A 17218-nucleotide genomic window follows, 5' to 3' on the forward strand; every position below is an offset into this window, starting at 1 on the left:
GGCTAATAGGCTAGTTAACGCAATGGCAGGCCGGTTTGGCTGCCATAGTGTTTGGGGCATAGTGCAGAAACTTTTCTATTGTATTCTTTACAATATCTAACGTTATTGCTGGAGGTTGCGTCTGGCAGGTACGCGTTTTCGCAGCAATTAACGGCTGCCTTCGCTAGCTGAAACGATAAAGCTAAATCCCTCTAGCTCCGCATTTTTAATGCAAGTATGTAAGTTATTTGCATTTTTAATGCGATATAAACCACAACTTTCCCCCTGAAAATGCGGCTTTTCCCATCAGGTGAACCTCGTCACATTTCTTTAACCAGTGAATCAGTAGATTTTCCGACGACAAGTAATAATCGATTCAGCAAAAAGGACGGATAATGAAAATCAAACTGGCTTTAACGGTACTTGCACTCGTAGTTTCCGGTCAGGCAGCGGCAAAAACCTGGGTGCTGACCAGCGCTGAGCAGGGCATAGATAAGGGAAACTGGAAGGTTTCCAGCGATCGGCTGAACATTAAAGACAAGACGTTCAGCATCGAGCAAAAGGTGCTGCACGGTGGTAAGCAGGAAGGGAGTAAAGTCCTCGTTATTACCAGTCAGGAGGGGCTTACTATCACCTTGAGTCCGACGCGCGGGATGAATCTGCTGCGCATTGAAGGCTTCGGCTCAAAAATGGGCTGGGATTCGCCGGTGAAAGAGGTTGTCAATCCAGCCTTTATCAATCTGGAAAGCCGTAATGGACTGGGCTGGCTGGAAGGTTTCAATGAAATGATGGTACGCTGCGGCTATGAGTGGACCGGGCATCCGGTAACCGCAGATGGACAAATCTATACCCTGCATGGGAAAGCAGGGAATACGCCAGCCTCGCAGGTCGAGGTCGAAGTGGCTGATGCCGCGCCACATGAGATCCGTATTCGTGGGCTGGTCAAAGAGAGCACCTTCAAAAAAGCTGATTTACAAACCATGACCGAGCTGCGCTACGTGCCCGGCAGCAACAGCTTTAGCCTGCATGATGTGCTGACAAACCACGCTGACTATCCGCATGATTACCAAATTATCTACCACAGCAACTTCGGCATGCCGATCCTCGAAGAGGGCGCGCGCTTCCTCGCCCCGATATCCAGCATTAGTCCGTTTAACGACTATGCCAAAGAGGGCCTGAAGACATGGCAGACCTATGCTGGCCCAACCAAAGGCTTTGATGAGATGGTATTCAACATCCAGCCACTCTCCGGGGAGGATCACCAGACCCTGGCGGCAGTCGTAAACAAGGCGGGTGACAAGGGGGCTTCCATCCAGTTCGACACCCGCCAGCTGCCGGTGCTGACGTTATGGAAAAATACCGATACCGTTAAACAGGGCTATGTCACAGGAATTGAGCCTGGCACCAACTATGCCTATCCGGTAACTATTGAACGCGAGCAGAAGCGCGTGAAGCAGCTGCAACCGGGTGCCAGCACGCAGTTTGATTTGACCTATACCTTACTGCACAGCAGCGAGCAGGTAACGGACGTTGCGAAGAAAATTGCCGCTATTCAGGGCGAGACAAAAATCGACGAGAACGCCACGCCAATAGCGAAAGAGTAATCGGCCTGTAGCGCGCTCCCGGTCAGCACCACCGGGGGCGTGCTTTTAAAGTGACTCACGCAGCAGCAGCGGACTTTCAACGCGAATGGTGTTGCTGTGCGTTTCCTGATTGATGATATGCAACGCGCTCAGGCGGCCAATATCATAGTGCGGCAGCTGTACTGTCGACAGCGGCGGGAAGAACAGATCGCCAATGCCCACCATATTGTCGTAGCCCAGCACCGCAATGTCCTGCGGAATGCGTAATCCCTGTGCCAACAGCGTCTGGTACACCATAAACGCAATGCGATCGTTACCGCAGATCACGGAGTCGAACTGCGGCTTGCCCTGACGGATATGCGCCAGCAGCTGGGCGGGCATATCGCGGTAGTGCTCATCGCCAAATGCCATATAAACATGGTGGAGCGTATCGGGATCGATATTGGCTTCGCGGCACGCGCGCTCGAGCCCCTGACGGCGGCGAATGGTCGCCAGATGCTTTGCAGGTAGATGCATACAGAGCGGGCGGCGGTAACCTGCGGCCAGCAGCGCCTTGACCGCGGTGTACTGGCCCTGTTCATCATTCGGGATATAGCTCGCCACCGGCTGGTGCAGGCTTTCACAGTTTGCCAGCACGCAGGGCAGGGTCAGCAGCCTGGCGGGCAGCGGTACCTGCCGTAAGCCCATGGTGGTAAAGATGATACCGTCCGGACGGTGGGAGAGTAGCAGATCGACCATGGTCTCTGGGCTGTCGTCGGAAAACATGTTGATCACAAAACTGTTCCAGCCGTGGGCGCGGGCGGTCTCTTCGATAGAGAGCGTGATCTCCACCGAAAAGGGGGTCGTCACGGTATCCAGCGCCAGCACGCCAATGGTTCTCGGTGAGGCGTGGGCGCCACGGATCTTCTTGGCTGACAAATCCGGTACGTAGTGGGTTTGCTGAATGGCCAACTGAACACGCGCCAGGGTCTCGGGTTTTAGCCGTTCCGGGTTATTCAGCGCGCGCGACACGGTCATCAGCGATACGTTTGCCAGTTTTGCCACATCTTTCAGTGATGCCATCTATTTCACTCCGTAATTACCGTGTTGCCTAAGACAGTATAACTAAGTCGCTGATGTAAAAGGATCATACGCTATTCTGCTACCCGCGTGACGCAGGCTGTTAGCTAAAAATGTTGACCACGATCTCATTCTGATTATGTTAACGTTAACTTTTGTGATTAACATCATGAATCTTGGCTAAATGGCGTGAGCATTAACTTTTGTTAACGTTACCATCCATGCATTACTCCAACATGAGATTGCCATGATGAAAGCCCATCATTCTCACAGTTATCCATTACTCAGTGCCTTGCTGTTCTTCTTTTTTGTCACCTGGTCCTCCTCAGGTTCGTTACTTTCTATCTGGCTGCATCAGGAGGTCGGGCTGAAGGCAGGGGATACGGGAATTATTTTCGCGGTGCTGTCAGTCTCTGCCCTGTTCGCACAGATCTGTTATGGCTTTATTCAGGATAAGCTCGGCCTGCGTAAACATCTGCTGTGGTATCTCACGACGATGCTGATTCTCTCCGGCCCGGCTTATCTGCTGTTTGGGTATCTGCTGAAGATCAACATTCTGCTTGGCAGCGTGTTTGGCGGCATCTTTATTGGCCTGACGTTTAACGGCGGTATCGGCGTGCTGGAGTCCTACACCGAGCGCGTGGCGCGTCAGAGTCAGTTTGAATTCGGCAAAGCGAGGATGTGGGGATCGCTGGGCTGGGCGGTGGCGACGTTTTTTGCCGGGCTGCTGTTTAACATCGATCCGAAGCTGAACTTCGCAGTTGCCAGCTGCTCCGGGCTGGTGTTTCTGCTGCTGCTGGCACGGCTGCGGGTCTCCTCTGCACCCCATGCTATGCAGGAAGCAGTGGCGGGGGGCAAAGTGACGCTCCAGGACGCGCTGCGTCTGCTGACCCTGCCGCGCTTCTGGGCGCTGGTCTTCTTCGTCGTCGGCACCTGTATCTACGGCGTTTATGACCAACAGTTTCCGGTCTATTTCTCCTCGCAGTTTGCCACGCCGCAGGAAGGCAATGCGATGTACGGCTACCTGAATTCGTTTCAGGTGTTTCTTGAAGCTGCGGGGATGTTTTGCGCCCCGTGGCTGGTAAATCGCGTCGGCGCTAAAAATGGCCTGATCTTCGCTGGCATGGTGATGGCGATGCGCATGATAGCCTCCGGGCTGGTGGAGGGGCCGCTGCTGATCTCCATTACCAAACTGCTCCACGCCGTCGAACTGCCGGTGCTGCTGGTGGCGATCTTTAAATACAACAGCCTGAATTTTGATAAGCGTCTGTCATCCACCCTCTATCTGGTGGGCTTCGCCTGCACCAGCTCGGTGATCGCCTCGGTGCTGTCGCCGCTAGCGGGCTACAGCTACGAAAAATATGGCTTCGCTGACTCCTATCTGTTTATGGGCATGCTGGTGTTCGCCATTACCTTTATCTCCATGTTTTTACTGCGATCCGGAAACACCTCTGCGGATCCGCAGGCACCCCAACTTTCCGCTATCTGACTGAAAAGAGTGAAGACAATGACCTACTCAATTGCTGACGCTGAACAGGAACTTAAGGTAAAACGCGATGCGCTCAACCTGCGCTGGTATCCGCGCTATCATCTGGCCGCCAGAGCGGGCTGGATGAACGATCCCAACGGGCTGGTATGGTTCGACGGCTGGTATCACGCCTTCTATCAGCATCATCCGTACTCCACCCAATGGGGACCCATGCACTGGGGACATGCGCGCAGTCAGGATCTGGTCCACTGGGCGCATTTGTCGGTGGCGATCGCCCCGGAAGGGCCGGAGGACAAAGACGGCTGCTTTTCCGGCTCGGCGGTAGTAGACGGCGACACGCTGGCGCTGATCTACACCGGGCATAAATTCCACGGCGATAGCGATAACGAAGACAATCTCTATCAGGTGCAGTGCCTGGCCACCAGCCACGACGGCATTCACTTTGAGCGTCAGGGCATTGTGGTGGATACGCCGCCGGGCGTGCATCACTTCCGCGATCCCAAGGTTTGGCGCGAAGGCGAGAGCTGGTACATGATCGTCGGCGCACGTCTGGGTGAGACCGGGCAGGTGCGGCTGTATCGCTCAGCGGATCTGCGCCAGTGGCAGGAAGAGGGCACTCTTGATGAAGCCGAGGCCGGGATGGGTTTCATGTGGGAGTGTCCGGACTTCTTCACCCTTGGCGATAAGCGTGTGCTGATGTTCTCCCCGCAGGGCATGACCGCGCACGGCTTTAAGAACCGCAATCTGTTCCAGAGCGGCTATCTGCTGGGCGAGTGGCAGCCCGGTCAACCGTTTGTCCGCAGCGGTGAGTTTGTCGAGCTGGATCACGGGCATGACTTTTACGCGCCGCAGAGTTTCCTGACGCCGGACGGGCGACGTATTGTGATTGGCTGGCTGGATATGTGGGAGTCGCCGCTGCCGGAGCAGCAGGACGGTTGGGCAGGGATGCTCTCTCTGCCGCGCGAGCTGCGGCTCAGCACGGACAATCGCCTGCAAATGCGCCCGGCAAAAGAGGTGGAAAGCCTGCGTCAGGGCTGGTACCCCTGGCCGGTCAGCACGCTCAATAATCAGCAGATTAGCGTGGTGGAAAACGCCGAAGCGATGGAGGTGGTGCTGAACTGGAAAACGGCTGACAGCACCGCCGAACAGTATGGCCTGCGGCTGGGCGATGGCCTGCGGGTATACGTCGATGCCCAGATGCAGCGCCTGGTGCTGGAACGTCACTATCCGCAGCACGGTTTATGCGGTACGCGCAGCGTGCCGTTAACTCTCGATCGCGATCTCACTCTGCGTCTGTTTATCGACAGCTCGTCCGTTGAAGTGTTTGTGAATGATGGCGAGGCGTGCCTCAGCAGCCGTATATATCCCGATGCCGGGCAGCGTGAATTATGTTTATTTGCCTGGAGTGGCAGTGCAGCATTATCCGATGGCGGAGCATGGCAGCTTGAATGAATAAACCCGGCACGATCAATAACCTGTCCCCGGCGATGGGCGGGTTATTGATGTCGTTATCGCCGAATTATATCCCTACATAATTAATAACGGGTTACTGAATAATAAAAAAGGTTTTCCGATGAAAATAATCTGGGTCGGATGTATGTTGACGTCTGTATTTAGCGGCGTGGTGTATGCACAGGATAGCCTTTCTCTGGAAGCGCGGCTGATGCAAATGGAAAATAGGCTGAAAGCCACCGAAGCGCGTGCCGCCAGCGCGGAAGCGGAGATCCGCGCCTTGAAGCAGCAGGAGGCGCCCCGCACGGCAGTCCCCACCGCACCGGCAAAACCCACACTACAGGTTAATGCTACTGACGAGTTAAAATTCTATGGCGACGTTGAATTTAATATGGATGGAGCCAGTCGAACCGGAGGGCTGACATCGCTCAAAACCAGCGCCAATAAAAACTGGACGCCAGGTGAAAAAGAGCGCTGGGATATTAACGGGCGTATTCTTCTGGGCTTTGATGGTATGCGAAAAGGGGCTGACGGCAAATATGCCGGTTTCAGCGTGCAGCCGCTGGCGGATATGAACGGTAAAATGAACCTCGACGACGCGGCTTTTATCTTCGGTCAGCAGGATGACTGGAAAATTAAAATCGGTCGCTTCGAAGCCTGGGATATGTTCCCGCTGAATCAGGATACTTTTATTGAGTATTCCGGTAATACCGCCAACGATCTCTATAGCGACGGCTACGGCTATATCTACATGATGAAAGAGGGGCGTGGACGCAGCAATAGCGGCGGCAATTTCCTGCTTAGCAAAAAACTGGATAACTGGTATTTCGAGGTTAATACGCTGGTTGAGGACGGCAGTTCACTGTTCGTCGATCAAAACTACCACGGCAACGCGCTGGATAACCGTAAAAACGTGGTGTATGTGCGCCCGGTGGCCGCGTGGCAGTCTGGCCCGTGGTCAGTCGCGGCCGCGCTGGAGAGCAATCTGGTGAATAACGCCTACGGCTATCAGCAGGAGAATGGGCGCTTCGAGGATCAATCCAGCCGCACCGGTTACGGTATGACCATGACATGGAACACGCTCAGGACAGATGCGGAAAACGGCGCGGTGGTGAACCTGAGCACGGCTTACCTTGATGCGACAGACGAGAAAGACTTTAGCGCCGGTATCAATGCCCTGTGGCACCGCGTTGAGCTGGGCTACATCTATGCCCACAACAAAATTGACCAGTTCAATATGGCAGGCATCAGCGCGGACTGCGATAGCGACTGTGCGATCCTCGCTCCGGGCCGCTACGACATTCACACCATCCATACCTCATGGCAGCTGCCGAACATCATGGAGTTGCCAAATTTCAATATCTACCTTGGGGCTTACGCCTCCTGGCTGGACTCTTCGGCTGCGCAAACCGGCAACGACGACGAACGCTACGGCGCACGGGTCCGCTTTAAATATCTGTTCTGATTATTGATTTACGTTAAGGGGAGTGTATGAAAATCTGGGCATTAGGCGATGCGGTAGTTGATTTGCTGCCGCAGGGGGAGAAACCTGCTAGTCAGTAGGCCAATGACAGATCGTGATATTTGGCCGCAAAAAAATTAAGGTTATTAGGCGGGTAAAGCGGTGAACACCCAGATGCTTCTGATGGAGTTTGGATAATGCTCTCCCAGGCTACCGGGAGAGCAAAGAGGTTAAGCAACTAATATTGCCCGGATATCATTGACGTTAGTGAGCGTTGGGCCAGTAAGCAGTAAATCATCAAGCGCATGAAAATAGCGGTAGCTGTCATGCTCATCCAGATAACTCGCTGCGTTAAGGCCCTTTAGCCTGCCGCGTGACAGCGTATCGGGGTAGATGAGGGCGCCCGCTGCATCTTCCGTACCGTCGATGCCGTCGCTGTCGCCCGCTACCGCCCAGATCCCGCTTTCGCCCTGTAGCGCGCAGGCGAGGCTGAGGAGAAACTCCGTGTTCCGTCCCCCTTTACCGGCGCGGCCGTTACGCACCGTAACCGTGGTCTCCCCACCGGAAAGCAGCAGGGCAGGCGCGCCCAGCGGCTGGCCATGCTGCTTCACCGATTTGGCGATACCCGCCATCACGACGGCCACCTCACGACTCTCCCCCTCTATGGCGTCGCCAAGGATCAGCGGCGTGATACCGTGGCGACGTGCCGCCTCGGCAGCTGCTTTTAGCGCGATTGCCGGGGTAGCTATCAGATTAACCTCGCCGTTTGGCGTTCCGGCTGGCTGTGGGAGTGGCTTGCTCAGCACATCACGTACCGCCTCGGATATCGCAATACCATAGCGTTCAAGCACCTTCAGGGCATCACCCGGTGTGGTACTGTCAGCCACCGTCGGGCCAGAGGCGACATCCGATGGATTATCGCCCGGGACATCGCTGATTATCAGGGAGACCACGCGTGCCGGCTGCGCCATCGCGGCCAGCTTGCCGCCTTTGACTGCCGACAGATGCCGCCGTACCAGGTTCATCTCCCTGATATTAGCCCCGCTGTGCAACAGGGCGCGCGTAATGCCCTGTTTATCCGCAAGCGTAAGGCCCGGTGCGGGCAGCGCCATCAGCGCTGAGCCGCCGCCGGACATTAGCGCCAGCACCAGATCGTCTGCTGTCAGCCCGCGCAGGGACTCTACAATCAGCATAGCTGCTGTTTCACTCATGGCATCCGAGACCGGATGGGACGCTTCCAGAACCCGGATACGTCCCGCAGGTACGGCATGGCCGTAACGCGTGACCACGACGCCGCTGACCTCCACGTCAGGCCAGGCTGCATCCACCGCCGCTGCCATGGCGGCAGATGCTTTACCGGCCCCCACCACAACACAGCGGCCTTTAGGCTTCTGCGGCAGGGCGGGAGGGATGACAGGCCCGGGGCGGGCGCTGTCAACAGCATGCTTAAACACATCGTGCAAAATCTCTGCAGCCTGCTCATTGTTCATCATTACGCACTCTCAGCAACGGTGGCCCGGGACTCGATGAACTTCACTACCGCGCGGGTGACATCGGCGGTTTTCGCCGTGCCGCCCACGTCAGGCGTCAGGATCCCTTTAGTGCACACATACTCAATCCCCTCCATGATCAGCGCGGCGGCCTCTCGCTCACCCAGATGCTCCAGCATCTGCACGGCAGTCCAGAAAGTGGCAATCGGGTTTGCGATGCCCTTGCCGGTGATATCAAAGGCTGAGCCGTGAATAGGTTCAAACATGGAAGGGAAACGCCGCTCGGGGTCGATATTCGCCGTCGGTGCCACGCCGAGGCTACCCGCCAGTGCGCCAGCCAGGTCCGATAAAATATCGGCATGCAGGTTGGTGGCGACAATGGTATCCAGGCTCTGCGGATGCAGCGTCATGCGGTGCGTCATCGCATCAACCAGCATTTTGTCCCACTGCACATCCGGAAACTCCTGTGCCACTTCGGCCGCAATTTCATCCCACATCACCATGCCGTGACGCTGGGCATTGGATTTGGTCACCACCGTCAGTAACTTACGCGGACGTGACTGGGCCAGCTTAAAGGCGTAACGCATAATGCGCGTCACGCCGACGCGGGTGAAGATCGCCACTTCGGTCCCAACCTCTTCCGGCAGGCCTCTGTGCGCGCGGCCACCGTTGCCGGAGTATTCGCCCTCTGAGTTTTCACGGACGATAACCCAGTCGAGATCGCCAGGTCCGCGGTTACGCAGCGGCGACGTCACCCCCGGCAGGATTTTAGTTGGACGCACGTTCGCGTACTGGTCAAATCCCTGGCAAATCGGCAGTCGCAGACCCCACAGCGTAATGTGATCGGGTACATCCGGCGCGCCGACCGCGCCAAAATAGATAGCATCGAATTTTTTGAGCGTTTGCAGGCCCGTTTCCGGCATCATGACGCCGTGTCGCTTGTAGTAATCGGAACCCCAGTCGAAGGTTTCGATAGTAAATTTCAGCTCTGGATCCTGACGGGACAGGGCGTGAAGCACCTCGATGCCAGCAGAGATCACTTCAGGGCCGATGCCGTCGGCGGGAATGGCAGCAATAGAGTAGTTACGCATGGTTGTTCTCCGTATCGATTAATGAGTATGAATATGCGGGTGAGGAAGTTCTGAGGCCTGGGGCTTTTTCGCTTTTCCGGCCAGAATCAGGACAATAAGCGCTGACAGGACCAGCAGGCCTGCAACAAAATAGAGTCCGCCGGTATAGCTGCCGGTTTGCTGACGGATAACGCCGATCATCATTGGCCCGACAAATCCTCCGAGGTTACCAATAGAGTTGATGGTGGCGATGCCAGCCGCGGCTGCCGGGCCGCTCAGGAACAGCGTCGGCATGCTCCAGAGCGGTGGTTTCGAGGCGCTGATGCCCACGGTGACCAGCGTCAGAGCGATAATCACGGTAAACAGAGTGCTGACGCTACCGGCATAGAGCAGTCCGGCTGCGGCCAGCAGACAGGCGGCAATAACGTGCCAGCTGCGCTCGTTTGTCCGATCTGAATGGCGGGCCCAGAGGATCATACCGAGAACGCCGACAACGGCCGGGCAGGCGTTAAGGAAGCCAATCTCCAGAGATGAGGCACCAAAGCTATGAATAATTTGCGGCGCCCAGATACCCAGGGTGTAGAGACCAGCGGAGGTGCCGAAGTAGACCAGCGCCAGGGCCAGAACCCGTTTATCCGCCAGCCCGCGCCAGACGCTGCTGTGGCTCTGCCCAACAGTTCGGGCCTGCTCTTCGGCCTGCATCGTATTTTGCAGCCAGGTCCGCTCCTCCTCCGTCAGCCATTTCGCTTTGGCGGGACGGTCAGTGAGGTAAAACAGGACGACGATGCCAAACAGCACGGCCGGGATCGCTTCCAGCATGAACATCCATTGCCAGCCGGCGTAACCCAGCAGACCGTTCATCTCCAGTAACATGGCGGAGATAGGCGATCCCAGGGCGGTGGAAAGAGGCGCTGCGGCCATAAAAATGGCGGTGACCTGGGCGCGTTTTGTTGCCGGGAACCAGTAGCTAAGGTAAAGAATGATGCCCGGGAAGAAACCGGCTTCCGCTACGCCGAGCAGAAAACGCAGAACATAAAAACTGGTCGTGCCCTGCACGAAAGCCATACAGGCCGAGACCAGTCCCCAGGTGATCATCACCCTGGCGATCCAGATGCGGGCTCCGACCTTATGCAGGATTAAGTTTGACGGCACCTCGAAGAGAAAATAGCCCAGAAAAAATATGCCTGCGCCCAGGCCGAATACCGTCGGCGAAAAGCCCAGATCCTCGTTCATCGTCAGGGCAGCAAAACCAATATTGACCCGGTCGAGAAACGCGATGAAATACAGCAGCATGATAAAGGGAATAATGCGCAGGGTAACCTTACGCATAACCCTTTTTTCGAGGTCGTTGTTCATAACAGAGTGCTCCACGGTTGTAGGGTTGTTATCATTTTGTAATGAACTCAGTATGCTTTTTTAACTGGCTTTATCATCGGCAAGGGTTTATATAAATAATTTGTATAATTCGCGTTGGGTGAAAAAATGGATATAAATCAACTGCGTTGCTTTGTGGTGTTAGGTGATGAGCTTCACTTTGGCCGCGCTGCCCGAAAGCTTGAAATGATGCCTGCGTCACTTAGCCGTTTTATCAAATTGCTGGAGGAGGATTTAGGTACACGCCTGCTGAACCGCTCAACCCGAAACGTTTACCTGACGCCGGAAGGCGCTGAATTTCTGAATGAAGCGAAGAGGGTGCTGGGCGAATTTGACGGACTGCGGCAGCGTTTTCTTAAAAGCAACGTTTCGCAGAAAAAGACGCTGAGGATTGGAGCAATTGACAGCGCAGCCAGAGGGCTATTGCCGAATCTGCTTAATCTTTTTGTCAGGCAATTTCCCGAGGCGGATATTCATATCATTGAAGACAAGTCGTCCAGCCTTATTCCGCGTCTGGCGTCCGGCTGGCTGGACCTGGTTTTTGTTCGTCCACCGGAGCAGGTTGATGTCATCCTGACCACCCGCTTTATCGCGTATGAAACCTGCGTGCTGGCCGTTCCTGCCCAGCATCGGCTGGTGGATTATGACAGGGTGAGCATCGACGATTTTCGCGATGAGCCGGTCATTGTCCCGGAAAGACGCACCCGGCCGCATAGCCATGATCTAACGATGGATATCTTTAGATCCGGCGACTGTTTTCCCGTTATCGCTCAGTATGCAGAGGAAAAACAGACCATCCTGAGCTTTGTTGCGGCAGGGTTGGGCGTCGCGCTGGTACCCGCATCGTATAAAAACATGAATGCTGACGGCGTAAAGTACCTTCCACTTAAACCAATAGAAAATATCAAGGGTCTGCCGCTAAGCGTGATGTGGCATCAGGGAAATACCCGTGCTTATGTTAAAGCCATGCTGGATATTCTTGCGGAAAATAGTGAAGAGCTGACTCGTGGGTTATGAAGCTGTAGGGTCTTACATATTTAAAAAAGATAATTTTTTTACTTCTGCATCAGGATTTTTTTGCGCTACCGTTGCCAAAAAGCCAGCAAAGTTCTGATTAAACAAGGTGAGATTGTGATAGAATTGCAGTTGTCTCTGCTCACCTTCGTTAAGATATATGACGGTCCACTTGCGTCTATTGTTTATTGTTGTATAGCCTGGTTTAACCGCAATTATTTTAGAGAGTTCAACTTTATGAGTGGTGTTGTTTTTGATCTCATACAAAAAAGAGTCGTCATAATAGTATTCTGCCCTGGACGATCCGCCAAAATACGAAGGGTTGGAGGATATCTTTTTCATTCCATTCTCTTCTGAAATGATGCGTTTTGGCTGGCGAAGGGTTCGGGTGAAAAGCTTTATCAGAATAAAAAGCACAGTGATGGGTAGGATCGTAAGTAAAATATTGATTGCTTCCCGCATCTACTGCCTCCTCTCTTCGCTTATGTTAATACTTACAGATGCTTACAGTGCTGTCAACATCGACACACGCTAAGAGCGACTACTTGAAATATTTGTCCAGCGGATCGTGGTGCCGGTATTTCCTGAAGAAAAAGAACCAGTAGACAAAACCAAGGACCGCTCCGAGCTCGGCAAAGTTCAAGAAAAGCGCTTTACGAAAGCTAAGAAGGTCGGCAAAGGAGTATGCACCTTGCCATATATCAATAATGCTTCCGTTTATCACAAGATCCAGGAACAGAGCAAGCAGGGGGAGCGCAACGGCACAGGCCGCCATGAGATAGAGAAGTGCCCAAATCCTGTACCTGGTATTGATGTGCATGTTCTGCCTCCTTGATACAACTCTATTTCGTAACCTGCTAATATTACATCAAACACACATTCTACAGTAAAGTAGAGATCCTGCTGCATATCCTCTTACTCATGATTAGCCTAAAGGCTCTGTAATGATGCCTGTAATAGAGCAGTTAAAAGTCAGGAAGAGCGCAGCAAGATGAACATTGATCTGGCAGAGGCTAGTAAAAAAATGACGATTGTATTCATTCCTGCACTGGTTGTAGTGCTTGTAGCGAAAGAGAAAGAAGCGGGGAGGGAATTAACACGCGAGGAGGTTGAATCAATCCGAGACTCCGCCACTGCGATTCGAGTGCCGATTGAGACCGCCAGGGATATGGTGAGAGAAAGAGGTTACCTTGACATCGACCCGGAGAATGTTTGGAAAGAGTGGCTGCTGCACAAAAAAATGACTGCTGATAATTGAAGCTAATATGCTGTTTATTGGGTGGCCCTCGAAGCACAAGCAACGCGCACGGTGGCGCTAACTAGCTCATTGGTAGTTTTCAAAAAGTAAACTATTACAATCACAGCAACACTTATCGTTCAAGTGCGGCAAGGATTACGCTTTCCATTTTCTCTGGCGTGGTAAACGGTGCAAAACGCTTGAGCGGTTTGCCGTCGCGTCCGATTAAGAATTTAGTGAAGTTCCACTTGATTCGTCCACCCAGCACGCCGGGCAATTCGTCTTTTAGGTAACGAAACAGCGGGTGGGCAGCGTCGCCGTTGACCTCCACTTTCTCGAACATCGGGAAGCTGACACCGTAGTTGACGTGGCAGGTCTGCGCGATTTCATCAGGGCCGCCAGGTTCCTGAGAACCAAACTGATTGCAGGGAAAACCAAGCACCACCAGACCCTGTGCGGCATACTTCTTGTAGAGCGCTTCAAGGCCCGCATACTGCGGCGTAAAGCCACAATGGCTGGCGGTATTCACCACCAGAACCAGCTTGCCACTGTAGTCGGCCATAGAGATGAGCTGGCCACGCAGGCTGGTGGCAGTAAGCTGATGAAAGTTGGTCATGGCGGGATCCTCAAAGCAGAATAAGATATACGTTAACATTGCCCGCTATTGATTAACACACCATGTTGCTACCGCCGAGGATCGCGACTGGCATATCAGCAAACTCGATTTTTCGCTGGACGCGCAGGGATTCACTGTAAAAATGGAGTTAGAGTAATGCGGCCTCGGCTGAATAAATTGATCGTTTTAAACGATCAATTCTCTTTTATTGATCTATAATATCAATTTTAATAGTGTGGTTATTGCTGCTAATTTGCCCCTATTCTAAGGAGGGGCTTTACAATGAGATATTCTGCCGGTTCTAAGTTATTCATTTTTTTAATAATAATTTCCCCAGTCGTTGTGCTGTGGCTGATGCATGCAGGGCACTCTCACGCACAACGCTGGCCGGTTATCAACAACAAAATCTCTTGCACTGGCGGCGAACCGGTAGAGGTACACTCTCTGAGTCAGCTTGACGGAAAAATTAACGCAATTGCAGGCTCTCGACGACCTAATCGCTCCGCACTGTGCATTACAAACCCGCGCTATGGGGAGTGGGATATTTACGGTGGGCAAAATATAGAGTCGACCTCGCAGAGGAATGACTAACCTCCACTAGCCTTTGCGTTTGAATTGCGCCTGAGTGCGGATGAGAGGGTAAATTTAGTAGACGAATTAATGACGGATTTCATACCCAACATACGCTGTTAGAGCGTTCATATTTTGGGGAGCGTATTTGGGGGCGTTAAAAAGTCTGTATATGTCCCCATATGTCCCTAAGCGCCATTCCGTAACTCACTGATTATAAATAAAAGATAAATTTTACAAAAAGATAGGATAATTGCTACTATACCCCCCTATAGTATAGGAGGGCGTATGCCACACTCACCCGAAGATAAAAAGCGCATCCTTACCCGTGTTCGCCGCATTCGTGGCCAGGTCGACGCCCTGGAGCGGGCGCTGGAGTCTGGCGAACCCTGTATCGCCATTCTCCAGCAGATCGCCGCGGTGCGCGGGGCTGCTAACGGCCTGATGGGCGAGATGGTCGAAATTCACCTCAAAGATGAGCTGGTCAGCGGCGAGACGACGCCGGATCAGCGGGCAGTCAGGATGGCAGAAGTCGGCCATCTTCTGCGCTCTTATCTAAAATAAATAGTACTGTTCACATAAGGGAAGAGAGTTTATGAAATCACGTGCGGCTGTTGCCTTTGGCCCAGGTCAACCACTGAAAATTGTTGAAATCGACGTAGCGCCACCGAAGAAAGGTGAGGTGCTGGTTAAGATCACCCACACCGGCGTCTGCCATACCGATGCGTTCACCCTCTCCGGGGACGATCCGGAAGGCGTCTTCCCGGCGGTGCTCGGCCATGAAGGCGGCGGCGTGGTGGTAGAAGTGGGCGAGGGCGTGACCAGCCTGCAACCCGGCGACCACGTCATTCCCCTCTACACCGCCGAGTGCGGCGAGTGTAAATTCTGTAAATCCGGCAAGACTAACCTCTGCCAGGCCGTGCGCGCTACCCAGGGCAAAGGCCTGATGCCGGACGGGACTACCCGTTTCTCCTACAACGGCGAGCCGATCTACCACTACATGGGCACCAGCACCTTCAGTGAATACACCGTCTGTGCAGAGATCTCGCTGGCGAAGGTCAATCCGCAGGCACCGCTGGATAAAGTCTGTCTGCTGGGCTGCGGCGTGACTACCGGTATCGGCGCGGTGCACAACACGGCGAAGGTAAAAGAGGGCGATAACGTGGCGGTCTTCGGCCTCGGCGGTATCGGTCTGGCGGTGATCCAGGGTGCAGTCCAGGCGAAGGCCGGACGCATCATCGCGGTTGATACCAACCCGGAGAAGTTCAAGCTGGCAGGTGAGATGGGCGCAACCGACTTTATCAACCCCAACGACTACGATAAGCCGGTTCAGGATGTGATCGTTGAGCTGACCGACGGCGGGGTTGAGTTCAGCTTCGAGTGTATCGGCAACGTTAACGTCATGCGTGCTGCGCTGGAGTGCTGCCACAAAGGCTGGGGCGAGAGCGTCATCATCGGCGTCGCTGGTGCAGGTCAGGAGATCCGTACCCGTCCGTTCCAGCTGGTCACCGGGCGCGTCTGGCGCGGCTCCGGCTTTGGCGGCGTGAAGGGCCGTACCCAACTGCCGGGCATGGTTGAAGATGCGATGGTTGGCAAAATCAACCTCGATCCGTTCATCACCCACCGTCTGCCGCTGGAGCAGATCAACGAAGCCTTTGATCTGATGCACGAAGGCAAATCTATTCGTACCGTTATCCACTTCGGCGATAACTGATCCTACTGCCGGCGGTTTAGCCGTCGGCAGCCTTTTTAATGTGCGAATCTGTGACCGAGTTGGCGCTTTTAGCCATAAGATAAATCTTATGGCTGCCGATGACTATCTGACAGGCGTGTAATTACGCATCTTACAATAAGAGAGTCGATAGCCATGGACAAAACAGCAGCGATGCACAGACCGCATACAGTTGGCTTTTTACATCATATCCGCTTAGTACCCCTCTTCTCCGCTATCCTCGGCGGTATTCTTCTGCTGTTCGCCCTCAGTGCGGGGCTGGCAGGCTACTTCCTGATGCAGGCCGATCGCGACCAGCAGGACGTCACTGAAGAAATTCAGATCCGTATGGGGCTATCCAACAGCTCTAACCACCTGCGCACTTCTCGTATCAATATGATCCATGCCGGGGCGGCCAGCCGCATCGCGGAGATGGATGACATGAAGCTCAATATCGCCGAGGCGGAGAAGCGCATCGGCCAGTCGCAGGAGGGCTTCAATGCTTACATGAACCGCAGTGTGAAAACACCTGCCGATGAGGCGCTGGATGGCGATCTCAAGGCGCGGTTTGATGCCTACATCGCCGGCTTACAGCCAATGCTGAAGTACGCCAAAAACGGCATGTTTGAGGCGATCATCAACCATGAAAACGAGCAGGCCAGAGGGCTGGATACCGCCTATAACGAGGTGCTGCTGAAAGCGATTCAGATCCGCACCGAGCGAGCCAATAAGCTTAGCGAGCTGGCGCACCAGCGTGCGCAGCTTGGCCTGATGTTTATGGCGGGCGCATTTGTGCTGGCGCTGCTGCTTACGTTGATTACCTTCGTCGTGCTGCGCCGCATTGTGATTAACCCGCTGCAGCGCGCTGCGCATCGCATCGAGCTGATTGCTTCGGGCGATCTGACCCATGCCGACGAGCCTACTGGACGCAGCGAAATTGGTATCCTCAGCCGCGACCTGCAAAAAATGCAGCACTCGCTGGTGAAAACCGTGGGCACGGTGCGCCAGGGCGCAGAGGAGATCTATCGCGGTACCAGCGAAATCTCGGCGGGCAATACCGATCTCTCGTCGCGCACCGAGCGGCAGGCGGCAGCCATCGAAGAGACCGCTGC

At 54.2% G+C, this 17218-nt stretch carries 16 protein-coding genes; 9 read left to right on the forward strand and 7 right to left on the reverse strand.

All coding sequences use genetic code 11. The annotated features are described in order from the left end of the window. The first annotated feature begins 374 nt into the window (after positions 1-374). Positions 375-1583 carry an aldose 1-epimerase family protein gene (locus RTP97_RS01740; protein ID WP_312410316.1) on the forward strand — a complete coding sequence of 403 codons (1209 nt, stop codon included), beginning with the start codon at positions 375-377 and terminating at the stop codon, positions 1581-1583. Between the two features lie 45 nt (positions 1584-1628). Here the strand turns inward: RTP97_RS01740 and RTP97_RS01745 are convergent, their stop codons facing one another. Beyond that, positions 1629-2624, reverse strand: coding sequence for a LacI family DNA-binding transcriptional regulator (locus RTP97_RS01745; RefSeq protein WP_312410318.1), 996 nt, complete (start codon positions 2622-2624; stop codon positions 1629-1631). 244 nt (positions 2625-2868) lie between these two features. Between RTP97_RS01745 and RTP97_RS01750 the strand changes: the two genes are divergently transcribed. The 3 genes from RTP97_RS01750 to RTP97_RS01760 all read left to right on the forward strand — a co-directional run bounded on the left by RTP97_RS01750 (position 2869) and on the right by RTP97_RS01760 (position 7027). Beyond that, complete coding sequence (locus tag RTP97_RS01750; protein ID WP_312410319.1) at positions 2869-4110, forward strand: MFS transporter; 1242 nt, start codon at positions 2869-2871, stop codon at positions 4108-4110. An 18-nt stretch (positions 4111-4128) separates the two neighbouring features. After that, entirely contained in the window at positions 4129-5562 is a 1434-nt protein-coding gene (locus RTP97_RS01755) for a glycoside hydrolase family 32 protein (protein ID WP_312410321.1), read from the forward strand. 121 nt (positions 5563-5683) lie between these two features. Further along, positions 5684-7027 (forward strand): carbohydrate porin, encoded by a 1344-nt coding sequence (locus tag RTP97_RS01760; RefSeq protein ID WP_312410323.1) that lies wholly within the window; start codon positions 5684-5686, stop codon positions 7025-7027. Between the two features lie 227 nt (positions 7028-7254). Here RTP97_RS01760 and RTP97_RS01765 read toward each other — a convergent pair whose 3' ends face one another. Genes RTP97_RS01765 through RTP97_RS01775 form a run of 3 tightly spaced genes read right to left on the reverse strand, consistent with a single transcriptional unit; the run spans position 7255 to position 10940 of the window. After that, positions 7255-8514: a glycerate kinase gene (locus tag RTP97_RS01765; RefSeq protein ID WP_312410404.1), complete on the reverse strand. Its 1260-nt coding sequence runs from the start codon at positions 8512-8514 to the stop codon at positions 7255-7257. A 2-nt stretch (positions 8515-8516) separates the two neighbouring features. Next, positions 8517-9605 carry a tartrate dehydrogenase gene (locus RTP97_RS01770; RefSeq protein WP_312410325.1) on the reverse strand — a complete coding sequence of 363 codons (1089 nt, stop codon included), beginning with the start codon at positions 9603-9605 and terminating at the stop codon, positions 8517-8519. A gap of 18 nt (positions 9606-9623) precedes the next feature. Next, positions 9624-10940: an MFS transporter gene (locus RTP97_RS01775; RefSeq protein ID WP_312410327.1), complete on the reverse strand. Its 1317-nt coding sequence runs from the start codon at positions 10938-10940 to the stop codon at positions 9624-9626. A 126-nt stretch (positions 10941-11066) separates the two neighbouring features. Between RTP97_RS01775 and RTP97_RS01780 the strand changes: the two genes are divergently transcribed. Continuing rightward, positions 11067-11975, forward strand: coding sequence for a LysR family transcriptional regulator (locus tag RTP97_RS01780; RefSeq protein ID WP_312410406.1), 909 nt, complete (start codon positions 11067-11069; stop codon positions 11973-11975). Between the two features lie 12 nt (positions 11976-11987). On the opposite strand, the gene RTP97_RS01785 is transcribed toward RTP97_RS01780, so the two are convergent. Continuing rightward, positions 11988-12434: a hypothetical protein gene (locus RTP97_RS01785; protein WP_312410329.1), complete on the reverse strand. Its 447-nt coding sequence runs from the start codon at positions 12432-12434 to the stop codon at positions 11988-11990. Positions 12435-12513: 79 nt separating this feature from the next. Next, positions 12514-12792 (reverse strand): hypothetical protein, encoded by a 279-nt coding sequence (locus RTP97_RS01790; protein ID WP_312410331.1) that lies wholly within the window; start codon positions 12790-12792, stop codon positions 12514-12516. 204 nt (positions 12793-12996) lie between these two features. On the opposite strand from RTP97_RS01790, the gene RTP97_RS01795 reads away from it, so the two are divergent. Continuing rightward, positions 12997-13230: a hypothetical protein gene (locus tag RTP97_RS01795; RefSeq protein ID WP_312410408.1), complete on the forward strand. Its 234-nt coding sequence runs from the start codon at positions 12997-12999 to the stop codon at positions 13228-13230. A 112-nt stretch (positions 13231-13342) separates the two neighbouring features. Here the strand turns inward: RTP97_RS01795 and RTP97_RS01800 are convergent, their stop codons facing one another. Further along, the gene (locus tag RTP97_RS01800; protein WP_312410333.1) at positions 13343-13825 is read right to left on the reverse strand and encodes a glutathione peroxidase; all 483 of its coding nucleotides are present in this window, start codon (positions 13823-13825) and stop codon (positions 13343-13345) included. Between the two features lie 858 nt (positions 13826-14683). Between RTP97_RS01800 and RTP97_RS01805 the strand changes: the two genes are divergently transcribed. From RTP97_RS01805 to RTP97_RS01815, 3 genes are all read left to right on the forward strand, one after another. Further along, entirely contained in the window at positions 14684-14959 is a 276-nt protein-coding gene (locus RTP97_RS01805) for a metal/formaldehyde-sensitive transcriptional repressor (RefSeq protein ID WP_072015216.1), read from the forward strand. Between the two features lie 31 nt (positions 14960-14990). After that, positions 14991-16109 (forward strand): S-(hydroxymethyl)glutathione dehydrogenase/class III alcohol dehydrogenase, encoded by a 1119-nt coding sequence (locus tag RTP97_RS01810; RefSeq protein WP_312410336.1) that lies wholly within the window; start codon positions 14991-14993, stop codon positions 16107-16109. 153 nt (positions 16110-16262) lie between these two features. Further along, a partial coding sequence (locus tag RTP97_RS01815; RefSeq protein ID WP_312410338.1) for a Tar ligand binding domain-containing protein occupies positions 16263-17218 on the forward strand: 956 nt, incomplete at its 3' end.

It is taken from the genome of Pseudescherichia sp., from assembly GCF_031998825.1.
In the GTDB taxonomy this organism is placed as follows: Bacteria; Pseudomonadota; Gammaproteobacteria; order Enterobacterales; family Enterobacteriaceae; genus Pseudescherichia.

Excerpts from the sequence above, each read along its gene's own strand:
- RTP97_RS01750 (WP_312410319.1), top strand. The coding sequence starts at position 2,869 with ATGATGAAAGCCCATCATTCTCACAGTTATCCATTACTCAGTGCCTTG.
- RTP97_RS01790 (WP_312410331.1), bottom strand. The coding sequence starts at position 12,792 with ATGCACATCAATACCAGGTACAGGATTTGGGCACTTCTCTATCTCATG.
- RTP97_RS01810 (WP_312410336.1), top strand. The coding sequence starts at position 14,991 with ATGAAATCACGTGCGGCTGTTGCCTTTGGCCCAGGTCAACCACTGAAA.
- RTP97_RS01780 (WP_312410406.1), top strand. The coding sequence starts at position 11,067 with ATGGATATAAATCAACTGCGTTGCTTTGTGGTGTTAGGTGATGAGCTT.
- RTP97_RS01760 (WP_312410323.1), top strand. The coding sequence starts at position 5,684 with ATGAAAATAATCTGGGTCGGATGTATGTTGACGTCTGTATTTAGCGGC.
- RTP97_RS01755 (WP_312410321.1), top strand. The coding sequence starts at position 4,129 with ATGACCTACTCAATTGCTGACGCTGAACAGGAACTTAAGGTAAAACGC.
- RTP97_RS01805 (WP_072015216.1), top strand. The coding sequence starts at position 14,684 with ATGCCACACTCACCCGAAGATAAAAAGCGCATCCTTACCCGTGTTCGC.
- RTP97_RS01770 (WP_312410325.1), bottom strand. The coding sequence starts at position 9,605 with ATGCGTAACTACTCTATTGCTGCCATTCCCGCCGACGGCATCGGCCCT.
- RTP97_RS01775 (WP_312410327.1), bottom strand. The coding sequence starts at position 10,940 with ATGAACAACGACCTCGAAAAAAGGGTTATGCGTAAGGTTACCCTGCGC.
- RTP97_RS01765 (WP_312410404.1), bottom strand. The coding sequence starts at position 8,514 with ATGAACAATGAGCAGGCTGCAGAGATTTTGCACGATGTGTTTAAGCAT.
- RTP97_RS01800 (WP_312410333.1), bottom strand. The coding sequence starts at position 13,825 with ATGACCAACTTTCATCAGCTTACTGCCACCAGCCTGCGTGGCCAGCTC.
- RTP97_RS01745 (WP_312410318.1), bottom strand. The coding sequence starts at position 2,624 with ATGGCATCACTGAAAGATGTGGCAAAACTGGCAAACGTATCGCTGATG.
- RTP97_RS01740 (WP_312410316.1), top strand. The coding sequence starts at position 375 with ATGAAAATCAAACTGGCTTTAACGGTACTTGCACTCGTAGTTTCCGGT.
- RTP97_RS01785 (WP_312410329.1), bottom strand. The coding sequence starts at position 12,434 with ATGCGGGAAGCAATCAATATTTTACTTACGATCCTACCCATCACTGTG.
- RTP97_RS01795 (WP_312410408.1), top strand. The coding sequence starts at position 12,997 with ATGACGATTGTATTCATTCCTGCACTGGTTGTAGTGCTTGTAGCGAAA.